This window comes from Micromonospora sp. NPDC050187, from assembly GCF_044459745.1.
In the GTDB taxonomy this organism is placed as follows: Bacteria; Actinomycetota; Actinomycetes; order Mycobacteriales; family Micromonosporaceae; genus Micromonospora.
Genome location: NZ_JBITJH010000013.1, coordinates 24,680 through 47,988, shown reverse-complemented (window position 1 = coordinate 47,988; position 23,309 = coordinate 24,680). Strand labels below are relative to the sequence as shown.

20 protein-coding genes are annotated in these 23,309 nt (G+C 73.0%); 11 read left to right on the top strand and 9 right to left on the bottom strand.

Annotated elements, in window-relative coordinates; all coding sequences use genetic code 11:
• Nucleotides 1–137 precede the first annotated feature (137 nt).
• The 3 genes from ACIBJE_RS20270 to ACIBJE_RS20260 all read left to right on the top strand — a co-directional run bounded on the left by ACIBJE_RS20270 (nt 138) and on the right by ACIBJE_RS20260 (nt 2,273).
• The gene (locus tag ACIBJE_RS20270; RefSeq protein ID WP_396750489.1) at nt 138–263 is read left to right on the top strand and encodes a hypothetical protein; all 126 of its coding nucleotides are present in this window, start codon (nt 138–140) and stop codon (nt 261–263) included.
• 211 nt (nt 264–474) lie between these two features.
• Complete coding sequence (locus tag ACIBJE_RS20265; protein WP_396750487.1) at nt 475–1,224, top strand: substrate-binding periplasmic protein; 750 nt, start codon at nt 475–477, stop codon at nt 1,222–1,224.
• Nucleotides 1,221–2,273: a cation diffusion facilitator family transporter gene (locus tag ACIBJE_RS20260; protein WP_396750485.1), complete on the top strand. Its 1,053-nt coding sequence runs from the start codon at nt 1,221–1,223 to the stop codon at nt 2,271–2,273. The genes ACIBJE_RS20265 and ACIBJE_RS20260 overlap by 4 nt, the downstream gene beginning before the upstream one ends.
• Before the next feature lie 30 nt (nt 2,274–2,303).
• Here the strand turns inward: ACIBJE_RS20260 and ACIBJE_RS20255 are convergent, their stop codons facing one another.
• The gene (locus tag ACIBJE_RS20255; RefSeq protein WP_396750483.1) at nt 2,304–3,521 is read right to left on the bottom strand and encodes a low temperature requirement protein A; all 1,218 of its coding nucleotides are present in this window, start codon (nt 3,519–3,521) and stop codon (nt 2,304–2,306) included.
• Nucleotides 3,522–3,729: 208 nt separating this feature from the next.
• Here ACIBJE_RS20255 and ACIBJE_RS20250 point away from each other — a divergent pair, with 208 nt between their 5' ends.
• The 3 genes from ACIBJE_RS20250 to ACIBJE_RS20240 all read left to right on the top strand — a co-directional run bounded on the left by ACIBJE_RS20250 (nt 3,730) and on the right by ACIBJE_RS20240 (nt 4,849).
• Nucleotides 3,730–4,320 carry a hypothetical protein gene (locus tag ACIBJE_RS20250; RefSeq protein ID WP_396750481.1) on the top strand — a complete coding sequence of 197 codons (591 nt, stop codon included), beginning with the start codon at nt 3,730–3,732 and terminating at the stop codon, nt 4,318–4,320.
• 82 nt (nt 4,321–4,402) lie between these two features.
• On the top strand, nt 4,403–4,573 hold the full coding sequence (locus ACIBJE_RS20245; RefSeq protein ID WP_396750479.1) for a hypothetical protein: 171 nt from the start codon (nt 4,403–4,405) through the stop codon (nt 4,571–4,573).
• Between the two features lie 117 nt (nt 4,574–4,690).
• Nucleotides 4,691–4,849, top strand: coding sequence for a hypothetical protein (locus tag ACIBJE_RS20240; RefSeq protein ID WP_396750477.1), 159 nt, complete (start codon nt 4,691–4,693; stop codon nt 4,847–4,849).
• A gap of 242 nt (nt 4,850–5,091) precedes the next feature.
• On the opposite strand, the gene ACIBJE_RS20235 is transcribed toward ACIBJE_RS20240, so the two are convergent.
• Both ACIBJE_RS20235 and ACIBJE_RS20230 read right to left on the bottom strand, forming a co-directional pair.
• Nucleotides 5,092–5,655, bottom strand: a complete 564-nt coding sequence (locus ACIBJE_RS20235) for a hypothetical protein (RefSeq protein ID WP_396750475.1) — start codon at nt 5,653–5,655, stop codon at nt 5,092–5,094.
• Nucleotides 5,656–5,761: 106 nt separating this feature from the next.
• The gene (locus ACIBJE_RS20230; RefSeq protein ID WP_396750473.1) at nt 5,762–8,284 is read right to left on the bottom strand and encodes a CHAT domain-containing protein; all 2,523 of its coding nucleotides are present in this window, start codon (nt 8,282–8,284) and stop codon (nt 5,762–5,764) included.
• Nucleotides 8,285–8,335: 51 nt separating this feature from the next.
• Here ACIBJE_RS20230 and ACIBJE_RS20225 point away from each other — a divergent pair, with 51 nt between their 5' ends.
• The 3 genes from ACIBJE_RS20225 to ACIBJE_RS20215 all read left to right on the top strand — a co-directional run bounded on the left by ACIBJE_RS20225 (nt 8,336) and on the right by ACIBJE_RS20215 (nt 11,714).
• Nucleotides 8,336–9,979 carry a glycosyltransferase family 4 protein gene (locus tag ACIBJE_RS20225; protein ID WP_396750471.1) on the top strand — a complete coding sequence of 548 codons (1,644 nt, stop codon included), beginning with the start codon at nt 8,336–8,338 and terminating at the stop codon, nt 9,977–9,979.
• A gap of 468 nt (nt 9,980–10,447) precedes the next feature.
• Nucleotides 10,448–11,281: a glycosyltransferase family 8 protein gene (locus ACIBJE_RS20220; RefSeq protein ID WP_396750469.1), complete on the top strand. Its 834-nt coding sequence runs from the start codon at nt 10,448–10,450 to the stop codon at nt 11,279–11,281.
• Between the two features lie 58 nt (nt 11,282–11,339).
• Nucleotides 11,340–11,714, top strand: a complete 375-nt coding sequence (locus tag ACIBJE_RS20215; protein ID WP_396750467.1) for an SdpI family protein — start codon at nt 11,340–11,342, stop codon at nt 11,712–11,714.
• A gap of 116 nt (nt 11,715–11,830) precedes the next feature.
• Here ACIBJE_RS20215 and ACIBJE_RS20210 read toward each other — a convergent pair whose 3' ends face one another.
• The 4 genes from ACIBJE_RS20210 to ACIBJE_RS20195 form a co-directional block, all read right to left on the bottom strand.
• The gene (locus ACIBJE_RS20210; RefSeq protein WP_396750465.1) at nt 11,831–12,109 is read right to left on the bottom strand and encodes a DUF5988 family protein; all 279 of its coding nucleotides are present in this window, start codon (nt 12,107–12,109) and stop codon (nt 11,831–11,833) included.
• Nucleotides 12,110–12,409: 300 nt separating this feature from the next.
• Entirely contained in the window at nt 12,410–13,147 is a 738-nt protein-coding gene (locus ACIBJE_RS20205) for an ABC transporter permease (protein ID WP_396750463.1), read from the bottom strand.
• Complete coding sequence (locus tag ACIBJE_RS20200; protein ID WP_396750461.1) at nt 13,144–14,085, bottom strand: ATP-binding cassette domain-containing protein; 942 nt, start codon at nt 14,083–14,085, stop codon at nt 13,144–13,146. Before ACIBJE_RS20200 ends, ACIBJE_RS20205 begins: the two co-directional genes overlap by 4 nt.
• 227 nt (nt 14,086–14,312) lie before the next feature.
• Nucleotides 14,313–14,984 (bottom strand): HAD-IA family hydrolase, encoded by a 672-nt coding sequence (locus tag ACIBJE_RS20195; protein WP_396750724.1) that lies wholly within the window; start codon nt 14,982–14,984, stop codon nt 14,313–14,315.
• 224 nt (nt 14,985–15,208) lie between these two features.
• Here ACIBJE_RS20195 and ACIBJE_RS20190 point away from each other — a divergent pair, with 224 nt between their 5' ends.
• Complete coding sequence (locus ACIBJE_RS20190) at nt 15,209–16,615, top strand: acyl-CoA synthetase (RefSeq protein WP_396750459.1); 1,407 nt, start codon at nt 15,209–15,211, stop codon at nt 16,613–16,615.
• A gap of 44 nt (nt 16,616–16,659) precedes the next feature.
• Here ACIBJE_RS20190 and ACIBJE_RS20185 read toward each other — a convergent pair whose 3' ends face one another.
• Together ACIBJE_RS20185 and ACIBJE_RS20180 are read right to left on the bottom strand one after the other, a co-directional pair.
• Nucleotides 16,660–17,319 carry a 4'-phosphopantetheinyl transferase gene (locus ACIBJE_RS20185; protein ID WP_396750457.1) on the bottom strand — a complete coding sequence of 220 codons (660 nt, stop codon included), beginning with the start codon at nt 17,317–17,319 and terminating at the stop codon, nt 16,660–16,662.
• Nucleotides 17,320–17,431: 112 nt separating this feature from the next.
• Nucleotides 17,432–18,814 (bottom strand): AMP-binding protein, encoded by a 1,383-nt coding sequence (locus ACIBJE_RS20180; protein ID WP_396750455.1) that lies wholly within the window; start codon nt 18,812–18,814, stop codon nt 17,432–17,434.
• A gap of 1,577 nt (nt 18,815–20,391) precedes the next feature.
• On the opposite strand from ACIBJE_RS20180, the gene ACIBJE_RS20175 reads away from it, so the two are divergent.
• Nucleotides 20,392–23,157, top strand: coding sequence for an AAA family ATPase (locus ACIBJE_RS20175; protein ID WP_396750453.1), 2,766 nt, complete (start codon nt 20,392–20,394; stop codon nt 23,155–23,157).
• The last annotated feature ends 152 nt before the right edge of the window (nt 23,158–23,309 follow it).

Below are 23,309 nucleotides of genomic sequence, written 5' to 3'. Positions count from 1 at the left end.
TCACCAGGATGGCGACGGTACGGACCGGACGGACGGGCGGACGCATCGGCCCACCATAGGCCGTCCGTGCGAACAAACCAACCGACATCGGCGGGCCTGACCGCGGCTCACGTTCTCCCTGGTTGTCCCATGGTTCCGTGCTCGCCTGGGTCGACGTCGTCACCGCCTCGGGAACGGCCGGCCCCGAGGAGATCAGCGCCGCGACCGAGGTGTCCCTGGCGCACTTCGCCCCCGACGTGGCCACGCCCGACCGGCAGAGCTGACCACGGACGACCCGCCCGTTGACCGGCATCAGCCCTGGTGGCGGCAGGTCGGTGGGCCCGCCGGGCGTCCTCGGCACCGCCCTCCCCCCACCCGGCCGCCCAGGTTTCGCGGGCAAGGGCGTGGGGCACCTCGCTCGGGATTGGCTGGAATCGGCGGCACGTCGGGCCGGGCCCGGACCGGCCGCGCGGACGGGAGAGGCGGGTGGACGTGGTGACCGGAGGCCGTGGGCGCGGGCGGAGATGGCGGGCGACGACGGCACTGGCCGGGGTCGTCCTGCTGCTGGCGCTGTCCGGCTGCCGGTGGCCGCAGGACGCCAGCACCACGGTGGGCGACGTCCGTGGCGGGGTGCTGCGGGTCGGGGTGAGCGAGGCGCCGCCCTGGACCCGGGTCGCCGACGACGGCACGGTCACCGGAGCCGAGATACGGCTGGTGCAGCGCCTGGCGGACCGGCTGGACGCCCGGGTCGAGTGGTACCCCGGTTCGGAGTCCACGCTGATGGCGGCGCTGAAGGACCGGGTCCTCGACCTGGTGGTCGGCGGACTCGACGCGAAGGCGCCCTGGACGAAGCAGGCCGCACTGACCCGGCCCTACGTCACCATGCGCACGGTCGTGGCGGTGCCCGACGGGGTGACCGCGCCGTCGGACCTGGCCGGCGCCCGGGTGGCCGCCCCGGCCGGGACCGCCGAGATCGCCGTGTTGCGCGGCGAGGACGCCGTACCGGTGCCCGTCCCGGAGGTGACCGGTCGGGAGGGGCTGCCGGTGGTCGTCGGCCAGTGGCGGCTGACCGAGCTGGGGCTGCGCGACGGCGGGCACGACCTCGCCGAGCACGACCACGTGTGGGCGGTGCCGCTGGGCGAGAACGGCTGGCAGGTCGAGGTGGAGCGGTTCCTGCTGGCGCTGTCGCACGGCGAGGTCGAGAAGCTGCTGGTCGACGCCGAGCACGAGGAGGCGGCGTCATGAGGGTGTACGACCGGTTCGAGCTGCCACCGGAGCAGGCCGAGCTGCACCGGCGGGCGGTGCGGCTGGAATGGTGGACCATCGGGTTCTTCGTCGTGGCGATCACCCTGCTGGCGTTCACCCTCGGCCAGTCCCAGGCCATGAAGGCGGCCTGGATCGAGGACATGCTCGGTCTGGTGCCGCCGGTCGCCTTCCTGGTCGCGGCCCGGTTCCGCAACCGCCGACCCAACCCCCGCTTCCCGTACGGCTACCACCGCTCGGTCAGCATCGCCTTCCTGACCGGTTCGGTCGCCCTGCTCGGCCTCGGCGGGTACGTCGTCTACGACTCCGCCGTCCGGCTGCTCGCCCGGGAACGCCCGCCGATCGGGTTGATCGAGCTGTTCGGTCACCGGTTCTGGTTGGGCTGGCTGATGATCGTGGTGCTGTTCGCCACGATGGTGCCGGCGATCCTGCTCGGCCGGATCAAGCAGCGCATCGCCCGGCAACTGCACGACAAGGTGCTCCACGCCGACGCGGAGATGAACCGGGCCGACTGGCTGACCGCCGGCGCGGCGATCCTCGGCGTCCTCGGCATCGGTGCCGGCCTGTGGTGGGCCGACGCGGTGGCCGCGCTGATCATCGGTGGCGACATCGTCCGGGACGGGATCCGCACCCTGCGCAGCGCGGTCGCGAACCTCATGGACAGCCGGCCCCGTGTGGTCGACGGCAGCCGGCCGCACCCCCTGCCCGACGACCTGCTCACCGCCGTCCGCGACCACGACTGGATCGCCGACGCCTGGCTACGGCTGCGCGAGGAGGGCCACGTCTTCGTCGGCGAACTGCTCGTCGTGCCGGTGCCCGGCACCGACCGGCTGGTGGAACGGCTGGAGGACCTGGGCGCCTGGGTCCGCGACCTCGACTGGCGGATCCACGACCTGGTGGTCGCCCCGGTCACCCGCATCGAGGGTCCCGCCGACGAGCACGACCGGCCGGACGCGGTCCGGAGGCGACCGCGCCCCCGGACCGAGGGCCGGTCGTCCGCGCGGGAGTCGACCGACGCCCGCACCGGGTGACGCGCCGGAACTCCGTACGGGGTCCGGTGGTCAGTGGGCCGGCGAGGGTGCCTCGGCGGGACGACCGGCGGCGTGCCGGGCGTCGGCGACCGCGACGCCGAGCAGCACGATCGCCGCGACCACCGAGGCGGCCAGCGGCGGGGCGAAGGCGAGGGGCAGGGCCACCACCGCCAGGACGACGATGGCGACGACCCGGCGCATGGACAGCCGGTCGAACACGACGCGTTCCAGCCGGATACGGCCGTAGAGGAAGAGGGCGGGCCCGCCGAGGATCACCGCCAGCCAGGACGGCTCGGGCCGACCGCCCGGATGCTTCAGGGCAACCTCGAAGCCGACCGCGATGGCGACGATGCCGACCACCATCACCAGGTGCGCCACCCCGGTGGCCCGACCGGCCGCGAGGCGGTCGCCGGACGCGGTGACCGCCTCGGCGAGCACCTCTCCGGAGCGGTAGAAGTAGATCCGCCACAACAGCACCGTCGACAGGAAGGCCACCACCAGCGCCGTCCAGGTCGGTAGATCGAGACGCTGGTTGGTGAAGGTGATACCGGCGGCCAGCACGCTCTCGCCGAGGGCGATCAGCAACAGCTGCTGGTAGCGCTCGGGAAGGTGGTAGCCGCTGTCCATCGCCCACGCGCTGACCGGCGGGCGCCGCATGCCCGGCAACGGCCAACGCACCTGTGCCGCGACGAGGTCCACCGTGATGGCGACCCCCCAGACGGCGGCCCGTGCCCCACCGGTGACGGTCACACCGGCCAGCCAGATCACCCCGGACATCGCGCACCACACCACCGACCGCACGTAGAGGTCCCGCAGCGCGAGCCCGCGCAGCGCGGGAATCAGGATGAGCGGCCGTACGATGCGCAGGATCACGTACGGCAGCACGAACGCCCACTCCCGTCCGCTGAACGCGGCCGGCAGGGACGACGACATGACCAGCAACCCGAAGGCGCTGGCCAGCACCATCGCCTGGATCCTGCGGCGGCGGGGGTCGAACCAGCTGGTGATGTGCGCGGTGGTGACCCACAGCCAGATCAGCGGCAGCGCCAGGATCAGCAGGTAGCCCAGCGACCGTATCCGCACGAGCGCCTCGTCGTCGGTGATGTCCTGGACGACCCGGTTGACCACCCCGGAAAGGGCGAAGACCAGCACCAGGTCGACGAAGAGTTCCAGGAAGTTGGCCTGCCGCACGTCCTCCCGACGGTGCAGCAGGTCCTGCCCCCACTTCCCGGTCCGGCGTAGGCCCATACCCGCCATGTTCGCCGGTGGCTCCCCGGTCCACCGGCGGGATGGCCGGCCCTCCATCCGACGAGGTTTGACGACGGATCACGACCGGTGGCCCCGGCAGGGGCACCCGAGGCGGTTCGTTCACGCCAAACGCGGGAGGAGACCGGCTTCCTCGCCTTACGGTGAGGTCATCGGCACCAGTGTCGCCAACGGGCGGAGGAGTCAGACCATGCAGATGACAGTGACCGACAACCACGCTGTCGCCCAGGCGGTCCACGACGTCGGATCGGCGTTGTGGTTCGGCGGCACCGTCATGGGCGTCGCCGGGGTGAACAAGTCCGGCAGCGACCTGGCGCAGGGCATCGACCGCATCCGGGTGGCGGAGTCGGCGTGGAGCCGGTTCGGTCCCGTCCAATGGGCGGGCATCGGCGCGACCCTGCTCGCCGGGCTCTACCTCGCCCGCACCGGTGGTCGTCGGATGGCGCTGCAGAAGGGTTTCGCGTCCGTCGGGATGGCGAAGGCGGGCACAGCGGTGCTGGGGGCGGCCGCCACCGGCTACGCCGCCTACTGCGGCACCCGTATCGGGCAACTCGCCGAGGCGGCCCGGCAGCGCGGCAGCCAGGTGGACGTCAAGGACGCCACCCTGCCCACCACGGGCACCCCCGAGGAGATCGCGGTATGGCAACGCCGGCAGCGCGTCGCCCAGTACGCGGTACCCGCGCTGGCCGGCGCGAACATCGTGCTCGGCTCGTATCTCGTGCAGTCCTACCGCAGCGTCGCCACCGCCAGGGGTGTCCTGCGTCGCCTGCTGCCGGACTGACGGCCCCGCCGGCACCCGGCGACAAGATCCGCGAGACAGGGCCCAGCGGCGAGGTCGCCGCCGACAGACAGGGGGACCGGACGTGACCGAGCCGGAGGAGGGTCAGGGGAAGACCCCGAAGACCGACCGGGTGCTGTACTCCCCCGACGGGGACCCCCACCACACCACCGCACAGGCGTCCCAGCCGGACGAGCATCTTCCGGCCACCGTCACCCACGACGACCAGACCGACGTCGTCGACGACGAACAGTGACGGGGCAGCCGCCCGGCAGACCACCGGGACGACGGTTTGCCGGCCCCGGGCCCGGGAAGCCAGCGGCAGACGGTCCGAGCCGCTCTCGGGCCGGGAACGGGACACGGGGAGGTTGACATGGCAGACCGGGAGCAAATCCACGACCTGCGCCGTCAGGCCCATCAGGCCGGCATCGAGGGGAACTCCAAGATGACCGAGCATCAGCTGCGCGAGGCTCTGCGCAAGGTCGGGCGGGGTGCCGAACCGCAGATGGCCAAGCGGGAGGCCCGGGGCTGACCGACGCCCCGCCGACGGCGACGCCAGCACCCGTGCGGGCGCTGACGTCGCCGTCGCTGCGGATGATCCTCCGGGTGCCCGAGCACGGTGCTGTTTCCCGTTGCGCCAGGCCACAGGAAACACGTCTCCACCGACCTGCCGATCACCACCGCCATCACCGGATCCCCGTACGCCGACGAGATCCGCCGGACGATCCACCGGCTGGAGAACCACACCGGCTCCCTGCGGGGGTACGGGGTGCCTCAGGCCGGTGACGGGTCGGGCTCCCGGGACGCCGGTTCGAGGCACCGGTGGCAGCCCTCCCGCTCCGACCAGCTCCGGCGGTCCAGGTCCGCCGGCTCCAGCACGGCCTGGTCGAGATCCGCGCGCGCCGCCATCCTGAGCTGCCAGATCGCCTCGGCGAACGCGTGGTATGCCTGGTGGTACTCCCTCGACTGGAGGGTCGCACCCGACCGCACCGCGTTGCGGACGGCGATCAGCCGGTCGTAGGCCAGTTCCCCGGTCTTGACGAGATCCACCGTGCCGGCCACGAGCAGCCGCTCCCGGGCGGCGAAGACACCCGCCCGGTGGACCGCCCGGTTCGCGGGCCGGAGCCGGTCCCGGGGATCGTCGTGGTCCTGGGCGACCTCGCGCAACCCGCTGTGCGCCGAGTCGAGCGCCAGGGCGAACTCCAGGCAGTAGCGAACCCGCTCCGCCTCACGATGCTGGCGACGCTGGGCGCGATTGTGCTGCGCCTCCACCGTCAGGGCGCTGGCCAGGGCGATGACCGCCCCGCAGACCACACCGACAACCGGGATCCATTCCACACGTCCAGTCTCCCCCGGGGGTGACGCGATCACCACGGACCGTAGTATCCAGTTCGCGCGGGCGAGGAAACACCGTGGAGACCGACGGGAAACGGCGACCGGAGGATCACCTGCCGGCGCCCACGCCGCACAGCCCGGCCCACTCGAACGGTCCGAGGTCGGGATATTCCGCACGGATCTCCCGCTGCGCGTGCCGCAGTGCCGTGATCACCGGAACACCCCGCCCGACCTGCCCGACGAGTCGCGCGCCGACGTGCGCCGACGCCACGCTGCCGATCTTCGCGATGCCGGCGACCACCGTGTCGGCGCCACCGAGCAGCGCGCCCACGGCCAGGCTCAGCGGGTCGTGACCGTACCGGCTGGACGCCGTGCCGCTCCAGCAGCCGTTCAGGACCACCAGCGGCGGCATCCGCCGGGGGGCGAGGGCGTCCATCGTGACACCGTCCGGCCCCAGCAGGGTGGCGGCACCCGCGCGGTCGCCGTGCCCCGAGACGTACAGCAGCGCGGGATCCGCCACCTCGTCGACCTCCGGCAGCCCGCCGACCGCACGGTGGTCCCCGGGCCAGTCGTCGAGGGCGGCCCGCTCCACCAGGTGGCCGCCCAGACCACGGTCGAGCAGACTCACCGCCGGACCGACCGGCGCCGTGCCGGGGTCGGCGGACGCCGGGCGGGCCAGCAGCAGTTCCAGCGTCCGCAGGCTCGGCGTCAGACTCACCTCGGCCACGTCACAGAGGTACACGCCGTCCCGGAGCAGCGCCACGTGCGGCAGATGCCACAGCCGTGGGTCCGGGGCGATCGCCACCGATCGGGGTCGCTCCGGTGACCCGGCCCAGATGGCCGGATCGGGCAGCAGGAACGCGCCGAGTTCCGCCCACACTCTCCGGGGCACGCCCCGGGGCGGCAGTTGGACGCCGGCGACCAGGCTGTCGAGCCGGGATGCCAGCTCCGGGGAGGCGCTGCGCAACGCCGCCCGCCACGCACCGTGCCGGGGCCGGGTCAGCACCGACGACCACCAGCCGTCGGGGCCCCTACCCAGGTTGACGACCACCACGACGTCGGCCATCGTGTCGAGCACGGCCGGGGACGGCAGGCGACCCGGCAGCGGCGGCGGCGTCACCCGGTCGGGTGCCCGTCCGGAACGGATCGACCCGGCGGCGAGCCGGGCCACCCCGAAGACCTCGTCGGCCAGTCCGGGATCGGCGGGCGGCACGTCGATCCGGGACTCGGCGATGGTGCCGGCCGACCCGCCGGAGCGGGTGACGAGCAGCTGGTTCAGCAGGTCGGCACGGCCCGTCTCGGCGATCCGCGCGGTGCTCTCCGGCTCGTCCAGGACGGTGTGGGCCAGCACCGCCGCCTGGTACACCTCCTCCCGACGGGCATGGTTCGCCCACCGCACGTCCGGTTCGTGCAGTGAGTCACGTTGCAGGTCGGCGGCGAGCAGCGCGCCCCGCCCCGCCGCGTGCCGCAGCGACGGCGACAGGACGTCGGTCTCCGGGATCCGGTGCAGGTCGTGGAGCGCGAGCATGGTCCGGTTGAGGTCCCGCCCGCCCGGTCGGCCGGCCCGGTCGAGCACCAGGGCCAGATGCCCGGCGGCGGTCACCCCGTCACCACCCGAGGCGATCAGGGTGCGGGCGACGTGCCGGTGCCAGCGCAGCGCCTCCAGCGTGTCGACCCGCTCGTAGTACGACCTCGTCTCCTCCAGGGTGGCCGCGACGGCGGCCGTGTCCCCCAGGCTCTGCAGGACCTCGGCCCGCTCCAGCAGGACCTGACCGAGCCGGTACGCGTCGCCACGGGCCCGGAACCGGTCGGCCAGGTCGCCGGTGATCCGCAGTGCGCCGTCGAACCGCCCCAGCTCGCGCAACGCCGCGACCTCGCGTAACCGCGTGTACAGGAGGTTGTTCTCGCTCACCCCCTCGAACGCTGTCGCGGCACGCCGGTACGCGGCGAGCGCCACCTCCGGCCTCCCGAGGACGATCTCCAGACCACCCTCCCGGAGCGCGACCAGCCCCCGGGTGAACGGGTCGACGTCCAGGGTCTCGGCAAGCTCGTGGGCCTCGCGCAGGAGCTCCCGGGCGATCATCAACTCGCCCCGGAGTCGTCGGATCGCCGCCGTCTGCATCAGGGCCCGCACGTGTCGCCCGGCGACACCGGGCGCGTCAGCGTACCGGCGGCACACCGCGAGGGCCCGCTCGCAACAGGACAGACCCTCGTCGTACCGGCGGGTCAGCTCCCGCAGGGCCGCCACCTCCCGCCACGCGTGGGCGTGGAACCGGGCGGTGTCGGCACCGAGGGGTTCCCGCAGCAGGACGTGGTTCCACGCCTCGGCCGCGGTGGATCCCCCGGTCAGCCGGTGCCTCTGGCCGAGGATGAGGACCACCTCGTGGAACCGTCGCCGGTCGTCCATCCGCAGTGCCACCCGACTCTCGGCCAGCAGGAGCCGGAGCGTCAGGGCCCGGTGGTGTTCCCGCCAGGCCGCCTCCGACTGCTGCTGGTAGAGGTCGGCCAGGAGCGGCCAGTCGCGCTCCGCGTGCAGGCGCACGGCGGCGGACCGGCGGGGATGGTCCGACGGGAACGCGGCCACGGGATCGACGAGGTGGTCGAGGAGGTCCGACCGTCCGGGAGGGCTCACCGTGTCACCATCCACTCCCACCATCGACTGTGGACTGTCATCATGGTCGCCATGACACACTCAGCCCCCGGGCAGGCGGTCGTCAAGTTCGTCGAAGACGTCGACGACTCCGCGCGGGCGCAGCTCACGTCCCGGCTGGAGCACCTGGGGCTGTCGGCACGGACCGGGCTCGACCTGGGTGACCGGGGTCCCCGGTGGGAACGGTTCGCCCCGGTGGCGGTGGTCACCCTCCTCGACGACCTCACCGCAGCGGGCACGGAGGTCGTCGCCGGGGTCACCCGGATCGTCCGGGACTGGCTGGTCGCCACGGCCGAGTCGGGTTTCGTCGAGGTGGAACTGCGTGCCACCGACCAGGTGGTCCGGGTCCGGGCGCGCGATCCCGAAACGGCGGTCCGACTGCTCGCCGCCGCCCTGCCCACCGCCACCACCGGCCCGGTGGGGTGGACCGGGAACGGATGGGGCCCGGAGCCGGAGGAGGCGGCGGCCGGCCCCACCGGGAGCTCGTCGCCACGGGTGTTGACGCTGGACACCCACTGGTTCTCGGCCAAGGGCGGACTGAGCACGTTCAACCGCGCTCTGTGCGCCGCGCTCGTCCGTGCCGGCGCGGACGTCGTCTGCGTCGTCCTCCGGCCCGCACCGGAGGAGACCGCCCACGCCCGGGCGGTGGGCGTCACCCTGGTGGCCGCTCCCCCGGCGGCGGCCGACAGCGCCGCACGGGACGCGCTGCTCCGCCGGCCGCCCCTGCCCGACGGCTGGGAGCCGGACCTCGTCGTGGGACACGGCCGGATCACCGGTATGCACGCCCGGATCCTGGTCGAGGACCACTTCCGCTCGGCGGCCCGTGCGCACGTCGTGCACACCTGGTCGGACCACATCGAGTGGCAGCGCGGTGACCGTTCCGACTCCGGCGCCATCGCCGAGCGGCGCTGGAAGGAGGACATCGAGCTGGCCCGCACCGCGACCCGGGCCTTCGGGGTGGGTCCGCTGCTGCACGGTCTGCTCGAGCGGGACCTGTCCGTCCATCCCGACGTCGCCGCTCCGGGACGGATCGACCCGGGCTTCGACCTCGACGACGACACCCCCCGGACGCCGCCCCGCTGGCACCAGCGCCAGGTCATGCTCTCCGGGCGGCTCGACGACTGGCAGGTCAAGGGCCTCGACCTGGCGGCCCGGGCGGTGGGGGCCGCCGTGGAGCTGCTGAGTCCGGGCGGCACCGAAATCGAACTGCTGCTGCGCGGCGTGCCGCCGACCGAACACGGCCGGCTACGGGAGACGGTCCTGCGGTGGGCGGACCGGCCCGGGTTGCAGGTCACTCCCCGGACCTACTCCACCGACACCGCCGACGTCCGCGACGACCTGCGCCGGGCCAGTCTGGTGCTCATGCCCTCCCGGGCCGAGGGCTTCGGCCTGGTCGGTCTGGAGGCCGTCGTCGCCGGCACCCCGCTACTGGTCAGCGCGAAAAGCGGGCTGGGGATGCTGCTGCGCGAGGTGCTGCCGCCGGACGACGCGGCGCTGGCCGTGCTGCCGATCGACACCGACGACGGGGCCACCACCCGGCTCTGGGCGGCCCACACCACCCGGGTCCTGCGCGACCCGTCGGGTGCCTTCGCCGCGGCCGAGCGGATCCGCCGGGCCATGGCCGGGCGGGTCACCAACGCGGACGCGGCGGCAGCCGTGCTGGGGACGCTGTCCTGACGGTCTCCGCAGCTCGCGGCGGCAGCAGCCGCAGCAACACCCTGTTGACCAGCAGGCGCCGGCGGTCATGCCGGAGAACGGCACCGAATCGACCGTCTGGATCTTCCGGAACAGCCTTCCGGACGTATTCCGCGACCGGTCGGGAAACCGCGCCACGAAGGCCCCACGGTGGATGAGCCTGCCGTACCGTGCAGGGGCGACGGGCCCGCCGGAGCCTCCCACCAGCGCCGACGACGGTCGCGGCACGACCACGAGCAACTACGACCGCCCAACCGGCTGCCCGGAGTGGGCTCGCGCGACCGCGACCGCATGGTCCAGACGGCGGTGTCCAGTGATGGAGCCGAATTGTAGGGTTTCTTCTGGGGGTGGATTTCCGAACCCCTAGAAGAATCGCGAAGCCTTGCCTCTTTCGCAATTTTCGGGCTAATTTCTCCGAGTTTTGCGCAACCTGTGCGGAGGAGAGCGGCCGTGGACCTCACCCTGACCTTTGACGCCGCGTACGCGGCGCACGCCGCGGTCGTCGTGTCGACCGTCGCCGAGTCGAACCCGGGCGAGCGGCTCCGGTACTGGCTGATCGCCGCGGACGACGTGTCGGCCTCCTCCCGGGCCGCTCTGACCCGGGCGGCGGGACCGCACGCCTCGGTCGAGTACCTGAAGGTGGACACCTCCTCGGTCGACCTGCCCAAGGGGAACGACCCGGTGATGGCGTACCTCTCCCCGGCGATGTACCTACGCCTGCTGGTGCCCGCCGCGCTGCCGCAGGAGGTGGACCGGCTGCTCTACCTCGACTGCGACACCCTGTGCACGAACAGCATCAAACCCCTGTTCGAGCTGGACATGGGTGGCGTCCCGCTCGGCGCGGTCCGCGACCCGTTCAACCGCCGGCTCTACGACATGGGCGGCATCCCGGGCCTGTCGTCGTACGAGAACCTCGACCCCCGGGGGCACTACTTCAACTCCGGGGTGCTGCTGATCGACGTCCCCCGGTGGAAGGAGTGCGAGGTCAGCGAGAAGTCGCTGGCCTATCTCGTCCGCCACGCGCACGAGTCGCGCTACCCGGACCAGGACGCCCTGAACTTCGCCACCTACGACAACTGGCTGCGCCTGCCCCACCGGTGGAACGACCTGATGGCCTGGCGGCTGGAGCCGGAGTTCGGCGGCAAGCTCAGCGACTCGGCCATCCTCCACATGGCCGGACCGGTCAAGCCGTGGCAGCCCGGTTTCCCCAAGGGCGCCCGGCGGGACATGTACTGGCGGCACCGGCGCAACAGCGGGGGCCTGACCCGCACCTTCGGCAGGTGAGGGCACGTCGTACCGTGGACGCGTCCCGCCCCACGTGACGACCTGGGAGGAAACGCCGATGGACTCCGGGATCGTGGGCCTGGTGCCTCTCCTGTTCGGCGTGGTGGCGGTTCCCCTGGTGTGCGTGGCGGTGACCCGCGCCGGCGCGACCGGCCGGCTGGAGCGCAACGGCGCGGTCGGGATCCGTACCCGGGACACCCAGGTCTCCGACGCGGCGTGGCAGGCCGGTCACGCCGCGGCCCTGCCCATGGTGACCAGGACCGTGTGGGTCGCCGTCGTCGCGGTCGTGCTGGCCGTGGCGACCCACGTCGCGGCCGGCGTGCCCTGGGCCGTCCTGGTGGGGATGGCCGGTCTGACGGTGGAGTCGGTCCTCCTCGTGCTCGCGGCGGGCGCGGCCGGTCGGGCCGCCCGGGCCACCGCGCAACCGGGCTGAGAAGCCCGGCGGAGATCGTCCTCCCTCAGCCTCATCCGCCGGATCCGGTGCCGGCGACGCGACCCGGGACGGTCCCCGCCGGACACCGGATCCTGGACGCGACCACCTGCCCTCGGCTACTCGGCGATCCGGGTACGGCCACTCCAGCGGAAGACCAGCGGCGTGCCGTCGGCGACGCCTGCGATGTCCCGCTCGAAGTGCTCGTACCCTCCGTGGTGACGTACCTTGATCTTGTGCTCCACCAGGGGGACACGGTGGCTGCGCAGTTCGGCCGGCAGAGTGGTCGGCCCACCCTCCAGAACCGCGTCGACGATACCGCCGGCCTCCCGGCCGATGTCGGTCCGTACCTGTGCTGAGGAGGCGATCCGGTCGTCACCGTTGACGACGGGATCCACCGTCCGGACTGTCGGGGCGGGATCGAAAGAACCTGTCATCGCACGACCTCCGTCGCTCGTCGTTCCGCCTCGCCATGCGCCGGTTCCTGCTGCGGCGCGTGTGTGACGAGAGGGCCGCAGCGTCCGGGAGGCCGGAAACGCAAGCGGCGGGACCAGTGGTCCCGCCGCAGGTGAAGCGGCCCCTCGTCCGCCACGAACGTAATCCAGGTCACACTTGGCAAGAACCCTTAGTCGCCCCCTAGCTTGGGTTCCACCAGCGCGGGACCGCCACCGGCCACCGGACGGCGCGGCACGCGCACCTCACTCCCAGCGGAAGAAGCGGACCGCCAGCAGGCAACCGAGCACGGCGGTCACCGCCAGGGCCACCAGCTGCGGTACGGCCGGGGCGTCCCCCGCCCACGCCGCAGCGACCGTGTCCACCGTGGCCCCCAGTGGCGAGTAGTCGCCGATTTTCGCCAGCACGTCCGGCATCTGGTCGCGCGGCAACCAGGCTCCGGCCAGGAAGAGCAACGGGAAGAAGAGCGTCGGGCCGATGGACTGGGCCGCGCGGGCCGACGGGGCGAGCGCGGCGATGAGCAGACCCAGACCGAACAGACAGGCCACACCGAGCAGGAAGGCCAGCACGAAGCCCGGCACGTTGGCCGGGGCCGGCTGGTCCAGCAGGAACCGGACGCCGATGGCGGTCACCACCGCGCCGGCGACGCCCATCGCCAGGTTGACCACCACCTGTGCGACGAGCAGCAGGGCCGGATTGACCGGCGTGGTGGCGAGCCGCCGCAGCACCCGTCGCTCCCGGTAGATACCCAGCGCCATCGGCAGGGTGAACAGGGCGAGCATCCCGATGGTCAGGGAGAGCGCGAGGGCCGGCAGGAAGGTCAGCTCGCCGTGCTGACCGGTGCCCCCCTCGGACGAGCCACGCGAGGGCAGCCCGAACACGAGCATCAGCCCCAGCGGCAGGGCGAAGACGAAGAACAACGACACCGGCTCGCGCAGGAACAGCTTGGCCTCGACCGCGACGAGCTTGGACAGGGCGTTCACGATGACCTCTCGTCGATCGTCTGGGTGGCACCGGTCCGGACGGAGCGACCGGTCAGGGAGACGAAGGCGTCGTCCAGGGTGGGCTGCTCCACACGCAGCCCGCCGTACCGGACCTTCCGGTCGGCCAGCGCCGAGAGCACCGCCTGGGCCACGCCTTCGGGGCCGGTCACGGTCACCTCGTCGCCGTTGCGACGCACGCCGGTCACCTCCGGCAACGCGTCGAGCGCGGCCTCGTCGAGCGGATCGAGGGGACGGAAGTGCACCCGGTGTTCCGAGCCGACGCGGGCGAGCAGACCGGACGGGGTGTCGATGGCGACGACCCGACCGGCGTCGATCACGGCGAGCCGGTCGCAGAGCCGCTCCGCCTCCTCCATGAAGTGCGTGACCAGCACGACCGTCACACCCCGGTCCCGGATCCGGTCGACCAGGTCCCAGGTGTCCCGCCGGCCCTGCGGGTCCAGCCCGGTGGTCAGCTCGTCCAGGATCGCGATCTCCGGCTGGCCGACCAGCGCCAGGGCCACCGAGAGCCGCTGCTTCTGGCCGCCGGAGAGCTTGTGGAAGGCGGTGTCGCGCTGGCTGGTCAGGCCCAGGTCCGCCAGGAGTTCGTCGATGTCGGCCTTGTTGCGGTAGAAGGACCGGTAGAGGTCCAGGGCCTCCCGCACGCGCAGCTTGTCGGGGAGCTGGCTCTCCTGCAACTGGGCACCGACGCGCTGGCGCACCTCGGTGCGGTCCCGCACCGGGTCGAGACCGAGGACACGCACCTGGCCCCCGTCGGCGCGGCGCAACCCCTGCACGCACTCGACGGTGGTGGTCTTGCCGGCGCCGTTCGGACCGAGCACACCGAAGATCTCGCCCTGCTCCACGGTGAAGGAGACGTCCTCGACCGCGACCTTGTCGCCGTACCGTTTGTGCAGGTGCTCGACTTCGATGACCGGCATGGGTGGTCCTCCGTCACGTGTGGCTGCCGTCGTGAGGGCGGACCCTCGGGACGTCGCGGCGTCGGTGGGTGAAACGTCCGAGGTCGACCTCGGGGGCCGACGCCGCCCATCATCCGGCTAACCGAGACGGTGATCAACCCGTCGGACGATGAATTGGGGGTGTAGACCCGGAAATAACCGGCCCGTCAGGGGTTCCCCGGGTTCACGCAGAGTGTCCGTCCTGCCGGTCAGCCACCGAGGCAGAACGCCGCCAGTTCCTCGACCGTGGACAGGGTGACGTCCGGGGCGGCGGCCCGCAGCGTCTCCGCGTCCGACTCGCCCCACAGCGCCGCGACCGCGAGCACCCCGGCGCTCCGGGCGCTGACCAGGTCGGCCGGGGCGTCGCCGACCATCAGCGCCCGGTCGGGTGGCACGTCCAGCAGGTCGAGGGCCCGGCGGACGATGTCCGGGGCGGGCTTCGGCCGGGGCACCTCGTCGGCACCGACGACGTGGTCCACCAGGGGCAGCAGGCCGACCAGGTCCAGGACGAGCCGGGCCCGCTCTCCGCTGCGACCGGTCGCGACGGCCAGGCCGACACCGCGTCCGCGCAGCTCGCGAAGGAGTTCCGGCACGCCGGGCACCGGCGTGACCAGGTGCGCCAGACGGTTGCTCTCCCGGACGAAGGGCTCCACCATCGCCGCCGGCAGGCCCATCAGCCGCAGCACCTCGGGCAGGTAGCGACCCGGATGGCGGCAGTACTCGTCGACCGGGGCGGCACCGTCGCCGACCACCTCCCGGTACGCCAGCGCGAACGCCGTGCGGGCCACGGCGAGGCTGTCGACGAGCACACCGTCGAGGTCGAGCAGGACCGCGCGCACCCCACCGGGGACGAGCGCCGCCCGCACCACGTCGGCTCCCACCGGGTCTCCAGCTCCGGACACCGGTGCCACCTCCCTCACCACGACCGCGCCGCGCCGCCCGAACCGGTAGGGGTGGCCGGCCCCGTGCGGTCCGACTACGGTCGCAGGCGTCCGGTCGGGCGCGCACTGAGGGGCGTCCCGGCCACCCATCGACCGTACCGGGGCCCGTGCCCACGCCGGCCGGCGGCACGCCGCCGGGTGGACCGCGCAGAAGGAGCGCCAACGTGCCGCTGCTGAGCTGGCTGTCCGAGTCCGCCGACGAGCGGCCGGACGCGATCCGCGTCGACGGCCGCTCGGTGTCCTGGGTGGACCTGCGCCGACAGGCCGCGGCAGTCGCCGACGACCTGCGCGGCGTCCGGCGGGTGGCGGTGACGGCCACACCGAGCCTGGAGACCGTGGTCGCCGTGGTGGGCGGCCTGCTGGCCGGGGCGGCGGTCGTACCGGTGCCGCCGGACGCCGGGCCCCGGGAGCGCGACCACATCCTGCGGGATTCGGCGGCCGAGGTCCTGCTCGGGCCGGTCGCCACCGATCCGACGGCCGTTCCGGGTCCCCCGGCGGTGCCTGTCGACCTCACCCGACGCTCGGACACCCGTCATCCGGAGCCGGCGCCGGAGGCCACCGCGCTGATCCTCTACACCAGCGGCACCACGGGCGCGCCCAAGGGCGTGGTGCTCTCCCGACGGGCCGTCGCCGCCTGTCTCGACGGGCTCGCCGACGCCTGGGCCTGGACGCCGGACGACCGGCTGGTGCACGGCCTGCCGCTGTTCCACGTGCACGGTCTCGTGCTCGGTGTGCTGGGCCCGCTCCGGCTGGGCAGCCGGCTGGACCACGTCGGTCGCCCCCGCCCCGAACGGTACGCGGCGGCGGCCGGCTCGCTCTACTTCGGCGTACCCACCGTCTGGTCGCGGATCGCCGCGGACCCGGCGGCGGCCCGGGCGTTGCGTCCGGCGCGGCTGCTGGTGTCGGGAAGTGCCGCGCTGCCGGAGAGCGTCTTCGGAGGCCTCGCCGGGCTGACCGGTCACCGGGTCGTCGAACGGTACGGCATGACCGAAACCCTGATCACGGTCAGCGCCCGGGCGGACGGGCCACGTCGGGCGGGCACCGTGGGACTGCCGTTGCCGGGCGTGCACACCCGCGTGGTGGACGAACGGGGCGACGCCGTACCCACCGACGGGGCGGCCATGGGCGAACTCCAGGTCCGGGGGGCCACCCTCTTCGACGGGTACCTGCACCGGCCGGACGCCGACGCGGCGAGCCGCACGTCGGACGGCTGGTTCCGCACCGGCGACGTGGCCACCATCGGCCCGGACGGCTGGCACCGGATCGTCGGCCGGGCCGCCACCGATCTGATCAAGAGCGGCGGCTACCGGATCGGCGCCGGTGAGGTCGAGGACGCCATCCTGGCCCACCCCGGTGTCCGGGAGGTCGCGGTGGTGGGTACCCCGCACCCGGACCTGGGCCAGCAGGTGACCGCGTTCGTGGTGGGCGACGGAGTACGGGAGGCCGAGCTGATCGAGTTCGTGGCCCGGCAGCTGTCGGTGCACAAGCGGCCCCGGCTGGTGCGCCTGGTCGACGACCTTCCCCGCAACGCGATGGGCAAGGTGCAGAAGAACCTGCTGACCGAGGGCTGACCCTCGGCGGTGGCAGTGGTGGCGGTTGTGGTGGACGCGCGTCGTCAGCCGGCCGGTGGGAGGGTGACGGCGGTGAGGACCAGTCCGCCGTCGACGAGGAACCGGCCGGGGAAGGTGGCCACCTCCGTACCGCCCAGCACCGGGCCGGGCACGAGCAGCCGGGCGGCGAACGTCCCGTCCGGGTCGACCACGATGTCGGCCTCGGAGAAGTCGAGCCACCGTCCGGTCAGCGGGAACCAGGCCTTGTAGACCGACTCCTTGGCGCTGAAGAGCAGCCGGTCCCAGCACACCGTCGGGTCGGCGGCGCGCAACGCGGCCGTACGTGTCCGCTCGGCCGGCAGCGCGATCGCGTCGAGCACCCCGTCGGGCAGCGCCGCGTGCGGTTCGGCGTCGACCCCGACGGAGGCGACCGAGGTCGCGGGCGCGAGCACCGCTCCCCGGTAGCCGTCGCAGTGGGTCATGCTGCCGACCACTCCGGCGGGCCAGACGGGGGCGCCGCGCGCTCCGGAGAGGATCGCAGCCGGCGGGAGACCCAGCTGGGCCATGGCGCGGCGGGCGCAGTCCCGCACCGTGGTGAACTCCCGGCGGCGTTTCTCCACCGCGTTCGCGACCAGCGGCTCCTCGTCGGGGTGGAGGGTCAGGTCGGCGGGGTCGGTGAAGGACTCGACCACCACGACGGCCGGGGGCAGGATCCGCTCGATCACACCCGGCATGCTAGGCGCCGCGCCGTCCGGCGCCGACCCCGGAAGCGGCGGGTACGACGTGGCCGTAGGGGTCGACTACGGGTTAGCGGGATCGCCCGGACGCTCCGGTGACTCACCCGGGCGCGATCAGCAGGGATTTCCTGACCCGGCCCTGGGCGCTGCGGGGCAGTTCGGCGACGAAGTGCACGCGACGGGGCCGGTGCGCGGCCGACAGCATCCGTCCGACGTGGTCGATGAGCATCTGCGCGGTGAGTCCGTCCGCCGCCACGACGTAGGCGACGACCATCTCGCCGAGGGCACGGTGTGGCATGCCCACCACGGCGGCGTCGTGGACCCCGGGATGGGTGAGCAGGACCTCCTCGACCTGGCGGGCGGGGACCGGCCGGTCGCGGCAGTGCACCACGTCGGCCCGGCGTCGCCCGATGATCCGGTGGCAGCCATCCGGGGCGACGGTGGCCAGGTCTCCGGTGAGGTGCCACCCGTCGCCGGGGGCCGTCTGCTCCGGTTGGCCGAGGTACCCGCTGAACAGGGTCGGCCCTCGGATGCTCAGTTCGCCGACGGACTCACCGTCGGTGGGCACCGGCCGTCCGTCCCCGCCGAGCAGGCGGGTCTGCACGCCGGGCAGGGGGGTCCCGGCCGTGCCGGGGACACCCCGTACGCCGGCGCGGCCGGTCACCGCGATGAGGGTCTCGGTGGTGCCGTAGCCCTGGATGAGGGTGTGCGAGGTGAGCAACCGGATCCGCTCGTTCACCGCCGGCGCCAGCGGCCCGTCGCCGGAGACCAGGATCCGCGCCCCGGCCAGCGCCCGGGCGGCCGGGACGTCCCGGGCGATCCGGGCCCACTGGTGGGGTACGGCAAGGTAGATGGTGCCGCCCGGGCCGGTGGCCGGGAACTGGTCGAGATGGACGAATCGGCCGCCCACCCGCAGCGCGCCGAACAGGCCGGCGACGAGGCCGTAGGCCCGGAAGAGCGGTGCCCCCTGGACGAGGACGTCCTCGGCGCTCCACCGCCACGCGTCGGCGAGCAGGTCCAGTCCGGCCGCGACCGCCCGACGGGAGATGCGTACGCCGCGTGACGTTCCGCCGGTGCCACCGGTGTACAGGACGACCGCGTCGGCGGTCGGATCCGCCTCGGGTTGGGTGTTCCAGGAGCGTTGTCGCAGGTCGACGGGGACGACGGGCAGGGTCGTGTCGTCGGCGGCGGCACCGAGGAACAGGCTCGCGCCCGACTCGCGCAGGATGCGTCGACGCTCCTCGGCCGAAGCCAGCGGCGGCACCGGCACCAGCGGTACGCCGGCCTGAAGGGCTCCCACCATGCCGACCATCGCCTCGAGGCTCGGCGTGGCGTCCACCGCCACCGCCCGGGCGCCCCGGATCCGGTCGGCGACGGCGTTGGCACAGCCCTGGAGGTGCTCACTGGACAGGGTCCTGCCGGCGACCCGAAGCGCGTCGGCCCGGTCGGCACCGGACCCACGGAGCGCCGGCAGCAGATTCATCCGGGTTAACCCCTGTCGGCGGCGTCGACGAGTCTCGGCAGTGGCTGGAGCATCGCGCCAGGAACCCTTCGTACTCCGGGTGTGCGGGGGCCTCGTGCTGTCCGGTCATCTCCCGATCGGAGCGGATGCCCCGAAATTAGGCTGCGCCCGGGTCTCCGACAACCCCTAGCCTGGTCGCCTGTGGGCGGGGTGGACCGGAGGTGTCCGGTCCCGTTTCCGTCCGACGCGGGGTGCGCCGCCCGCGATCGAGGCGGTCCGTTCCCCTGGCTGCCGCCACCGTCCGAGGGCTGCCCGGCGCCGGCCGGGAACAACCCCTTAATGATCATCTTTGTGCTGGTCGGGACCGACCGACCGCCGGGACGTCCGGGAGAAGGCCCTGACCGTGCCGGAACGACCCCGGTACGCAGGACAGGCGAGGCCCCGCCGGGACGCTGCCACCTCCCGGTCGACGACGAGCCGGCCGTCGTCCGAGGGCGGTCGACCGCCGTTCGGAACGCGGGCAGGCGACGCCACGGGCGGATAATCATGCGGATGTGCGCCTATTTCCACCAATAGCTCCTCGGCTAGGGAGGCGGAACCGACGGTTCGGACAGTCCGGACGGAAACAATGGCACGGCGCGGAGTGCGGCCGAGGATCCGCTATCCCGTTGCCGGGCGCGCACAATCGGCATTGATTACGGTTTGGCAACCTGAATGACGATCCGGTTCGGGAACGGTTTCGCCGCACATCACGGGCCGACAGATTTCGGAACGCGAATTTGACTCGGAACCGGGCGACGAAACAATACCGCACACCGGATCCCGGCAACAGCGGCGGGGCGCGCCCGGATCGCCCCGGTGGACGCACCGGAGCGCGGACACCCATCGTCCGCACGCGGCCGGACGTCGGCGTGGGGCCACCAGCTCCATTCGGTGACCACCACAGAACCGTCGGTGACAACCGACCACCACGGCGGCACGGGATGGCGCGACGACCTCCACGGCCGACCCCCCACCAGCCAGCACCTCACACGGGGCAACCTCCGCCGCACGGAGCGCGCGACACCGCCACATCCGTCGACGCCCGACGACCGGGGACGGACCCCGACGGACGACACCGCCGACCCGGAAGCGCTCCCGGCGCTCCGGCACGCGGCATAGGCGTTCGCGAAACGCATTGCCGGTACCCTGAAAACACATTGCGGGTAGCCTCCAAACCACCCCGACCAGCCACCTAAGGATGCTCGATGTCACGCTCCGAATCGCCACTATGACGTTACGCTGCCGGCCGCGCGGCGCGCCGTACGGCCAGTGGCGCGACAGACCAGGTTTGTCTATCCTTTACATCGTTCGACTTGCCGCTCAATTGCTGGACTGCCATACTCCACACCATGCACTGAGATCGATAGCCGGGGACACGCCCGAGCAGCTCCCGAATTAGGGAATGCTCAGGCGCAGGCCGCACGAACGTCATCGGCCTTCGCAGCAGAATTGGTCAAGGATTTGTGGGTCTCTGACTTCGTTGAGTGACATGGGAGACCACAGCGGATGGACAACCAGGCGACCTCGGTCACCGTGCCCACCACGGGACCCGCCCGATGACGCTGACCGAGCGGGACCGGCAGCTCGACATCCTGACGCACCGGCTCAACGATCTCCTGCGCGCCGACCACCCCTCCACCACGCCAGGTCCGGTGACGGTGGTGACCGGCCCCGTCGGAACCGGCAAGACCAGCCTGTTGCAGGCGTTCGCCCGGCGGTGCGCCGAGGCCGACGTCAGCTTCCTGGGCGCGAGCGCCTCCCGCAGCGAACGCACCGTACCGCTGGAGATCGTCCGCCAGCTCGTCCGCCGGGCACCCCTGGACGACCCCACCCGGGACCGGCTCGGACGTCTGCTCGACCGGGGTTCCCTCGCCTGGTCGGAGACGCACGACGACGGCGAGGAGTCCCTCGCCCCGCTCACCGCCGCGATCGGCGGTGAGCTGGTGGCGATCGCCGCACAGGGTCCCCTGGTCGTCGCGGTCGACGACGTGCACCACGCCGACGGTCCGTCGCTGCGCTGCCTGGCCTACCTGGCTCGGCGCGTGACCGGCCTGGCCGTGCTGATCGTCCTCACCGAGGCCCACCGCACCCGGCCGTGGCATCCCACCATCCACGCCGAACTGATGCAGCCGGCGCGGTCGCACCGGATACGGTTGCCCCTGCTCTCCTCCGACGGGACCTACCGCCTCCTGGCCGACCGGCTCGGCGTTCCGGTGGCCCGCCGCATCACCGACGAGGCGCACCTGATCAGCGGGGGCAATCCCCTGCTGCTGCACGCTCTGGCCGACGACCATCTGACCGGCGGGCACGGCGACCGACCGGCGACCGGGGAGTCCTTCCGCGAGGCCGTCCTGAGCTGCCTCTACCGGTGCGAGCACCTCGTCCTGAAGGCCGCCCGGGTGCTCGCGGTGGTCGGTGGGCCGGGGCACAGCCCCCTGCTCCCCCTGCTCCTCGACCTCCCCGGAGGGCTGGACATCCGTGCGGTCGACGCGTCGACCAGCGCGGGCCTGGTCACCGAGGAGGGACTCCGGCATCCGGCCGTCGTCCGGGCGGTGCTGGACAGCATGACGGCGGAGGAGCACGGCCGGTTGCAGCGGGCCACCGCCTGCCTGCTCCACGACGACGGCGCGCCACCCGCACGGATCGCCCCGCACCTGCTCAAGGTCGACGAACTCGACCAGACCTGGATGGTCCAGGTGCTGCTGGACGCCGGAGAACAGGCCCTCGCCGACGGTGACGCCGACGCGGCGCGACAGTACCTGCGCCGGGCCAACCGGGACACCACCGACGACTGCCTCCGGGCGCGGATCCGTTCGCTCCTCGCCCGCGCGGAGTGGCGGCTCGATCCGCTGGCCGCCGTTCCCCACCTGCTCGGTGTCGCCACCGCCGTCCGGGCCGGGCACCTCAGCAGCCGACAGGCCGCAGGTCCCGTCCAGTACCTGCTCTGGCACGGGCAGACCGACCGGGCGCTCGAACTCGTCCGGGATCTCGAGGAACGCGCCGACCGTCACGACCCGCAGTCCGCCACCGACCTGATCGTCATGCGAAGCTGGCTGACCACTCTCTACCCGGGGACTCCGGTCGGCGGCCCGACCGCCCACTCGGCGGGCCGGGACCCGCTGACCCTCGCCCGGGTCAAAGGGCAGCTCCGGGGTGTCACCCTGCTCGGCGCGGTGCTGGAACGGGGGGACGCCAGCGCGGCCGAGGACGCCGACCACGTCCTCGCCACGCTCCGCCTGGACGACGAGACGAGCATCTGGAACGCCGTCTGCGCGGTGATCGCGCTGATCTACGCCGACCGGCTCGACCTCGCCGGTGACTGGTGTGAACGGTTGGACCACGGCGCCACCGGCCGGCATCGCACCCCGCGCGCGCTGCTCGCCGCCCTCGCCGCCGCGGTGGCTGGCCGCCGCGGGGACCTGACCCGGGCGCGGGAGCTGGCCGAGGTCGCCCTCAGCCGGCTCTCCCCGAAGGGGTGGGGCGTCATGATCGGCATGCCGCTCGCCGTACGGCTCCGGGTGCTGACCTGCCTCCAGGAGTGGGACGAGGCCGCCGCCTGCCTGCGGACGCCGGTGCCGCCGGCCCTGTTCGAGACCCCGTTCGGCCTGCACTACCTGCACGCCCGTGGACTGCACGCGCTGGCCTCGGGCAACCCCGAGGTCGCACTGGCGGACTTCCAGCTCTGCGGTCAGCTGATGACGTCGTGGCGGTTGGACCTGTCGTCCCTCGTTCCCTGGCGGACCGAGGCGGCCCGCGCGCTGCGGCACATGGGCCGCCGCGAGCAGGCCGAGAAGCTCGTCCGGGAGGAGCTGGACCGGCTGCGCCCGGACCAGGTCCGGCACCGGGGGGCCGCGCTGCGGGTGCTCGCCACCGTCGAGGAGGGCACCGACCGCATCCGGCACCTGCGCGCCGCCGTACGGCTGCTGCGGCAGTCCGGTGACCGGGTGGAACTGGCCCACGCCCTCACCGACCTCGGTCACGCGTACCAGCAGGCGGGGGACCTGCGGCAGGCGCGTGAGGTGTCCCGGTGCGCCCGGGTCATCGCGGAGGAGTGCGGCATTCCGGTCCTGCGGCCCGCGTCCCGGGCCGCCCGCAACGGCACCGTCGACCCCGGCGACGAGGCGATCGTCCTGCTCACCGGACTCAACGAGACCGAGTCCCGGGTGGCGGCGCTGGCCGCGCAGGGGCACACCAACCGGGAGATCGCCGAGAAGATGTTCCTCACGGTCAGCGCCATCGAACAGCGACTGACCCGCATCTACCGCAAGCTCGATGTCAGCTCCCGCAGCGAACTGGCCACCCGGCTTCGGCTCGACCGCTGACCCTCCCCCGGACGGACGACCCGCGCCCCCCCCCCGCGGCGCCGGGCGTCGGCCGTTAGCGCGAGGCGCCCCCCCCCAAGGGGTGGGGACCACAAGAGTAGGTCCGCGACCAGTTGATTTCCCTGCCGCCCCGTTTACCGGCCGGGGCCTTC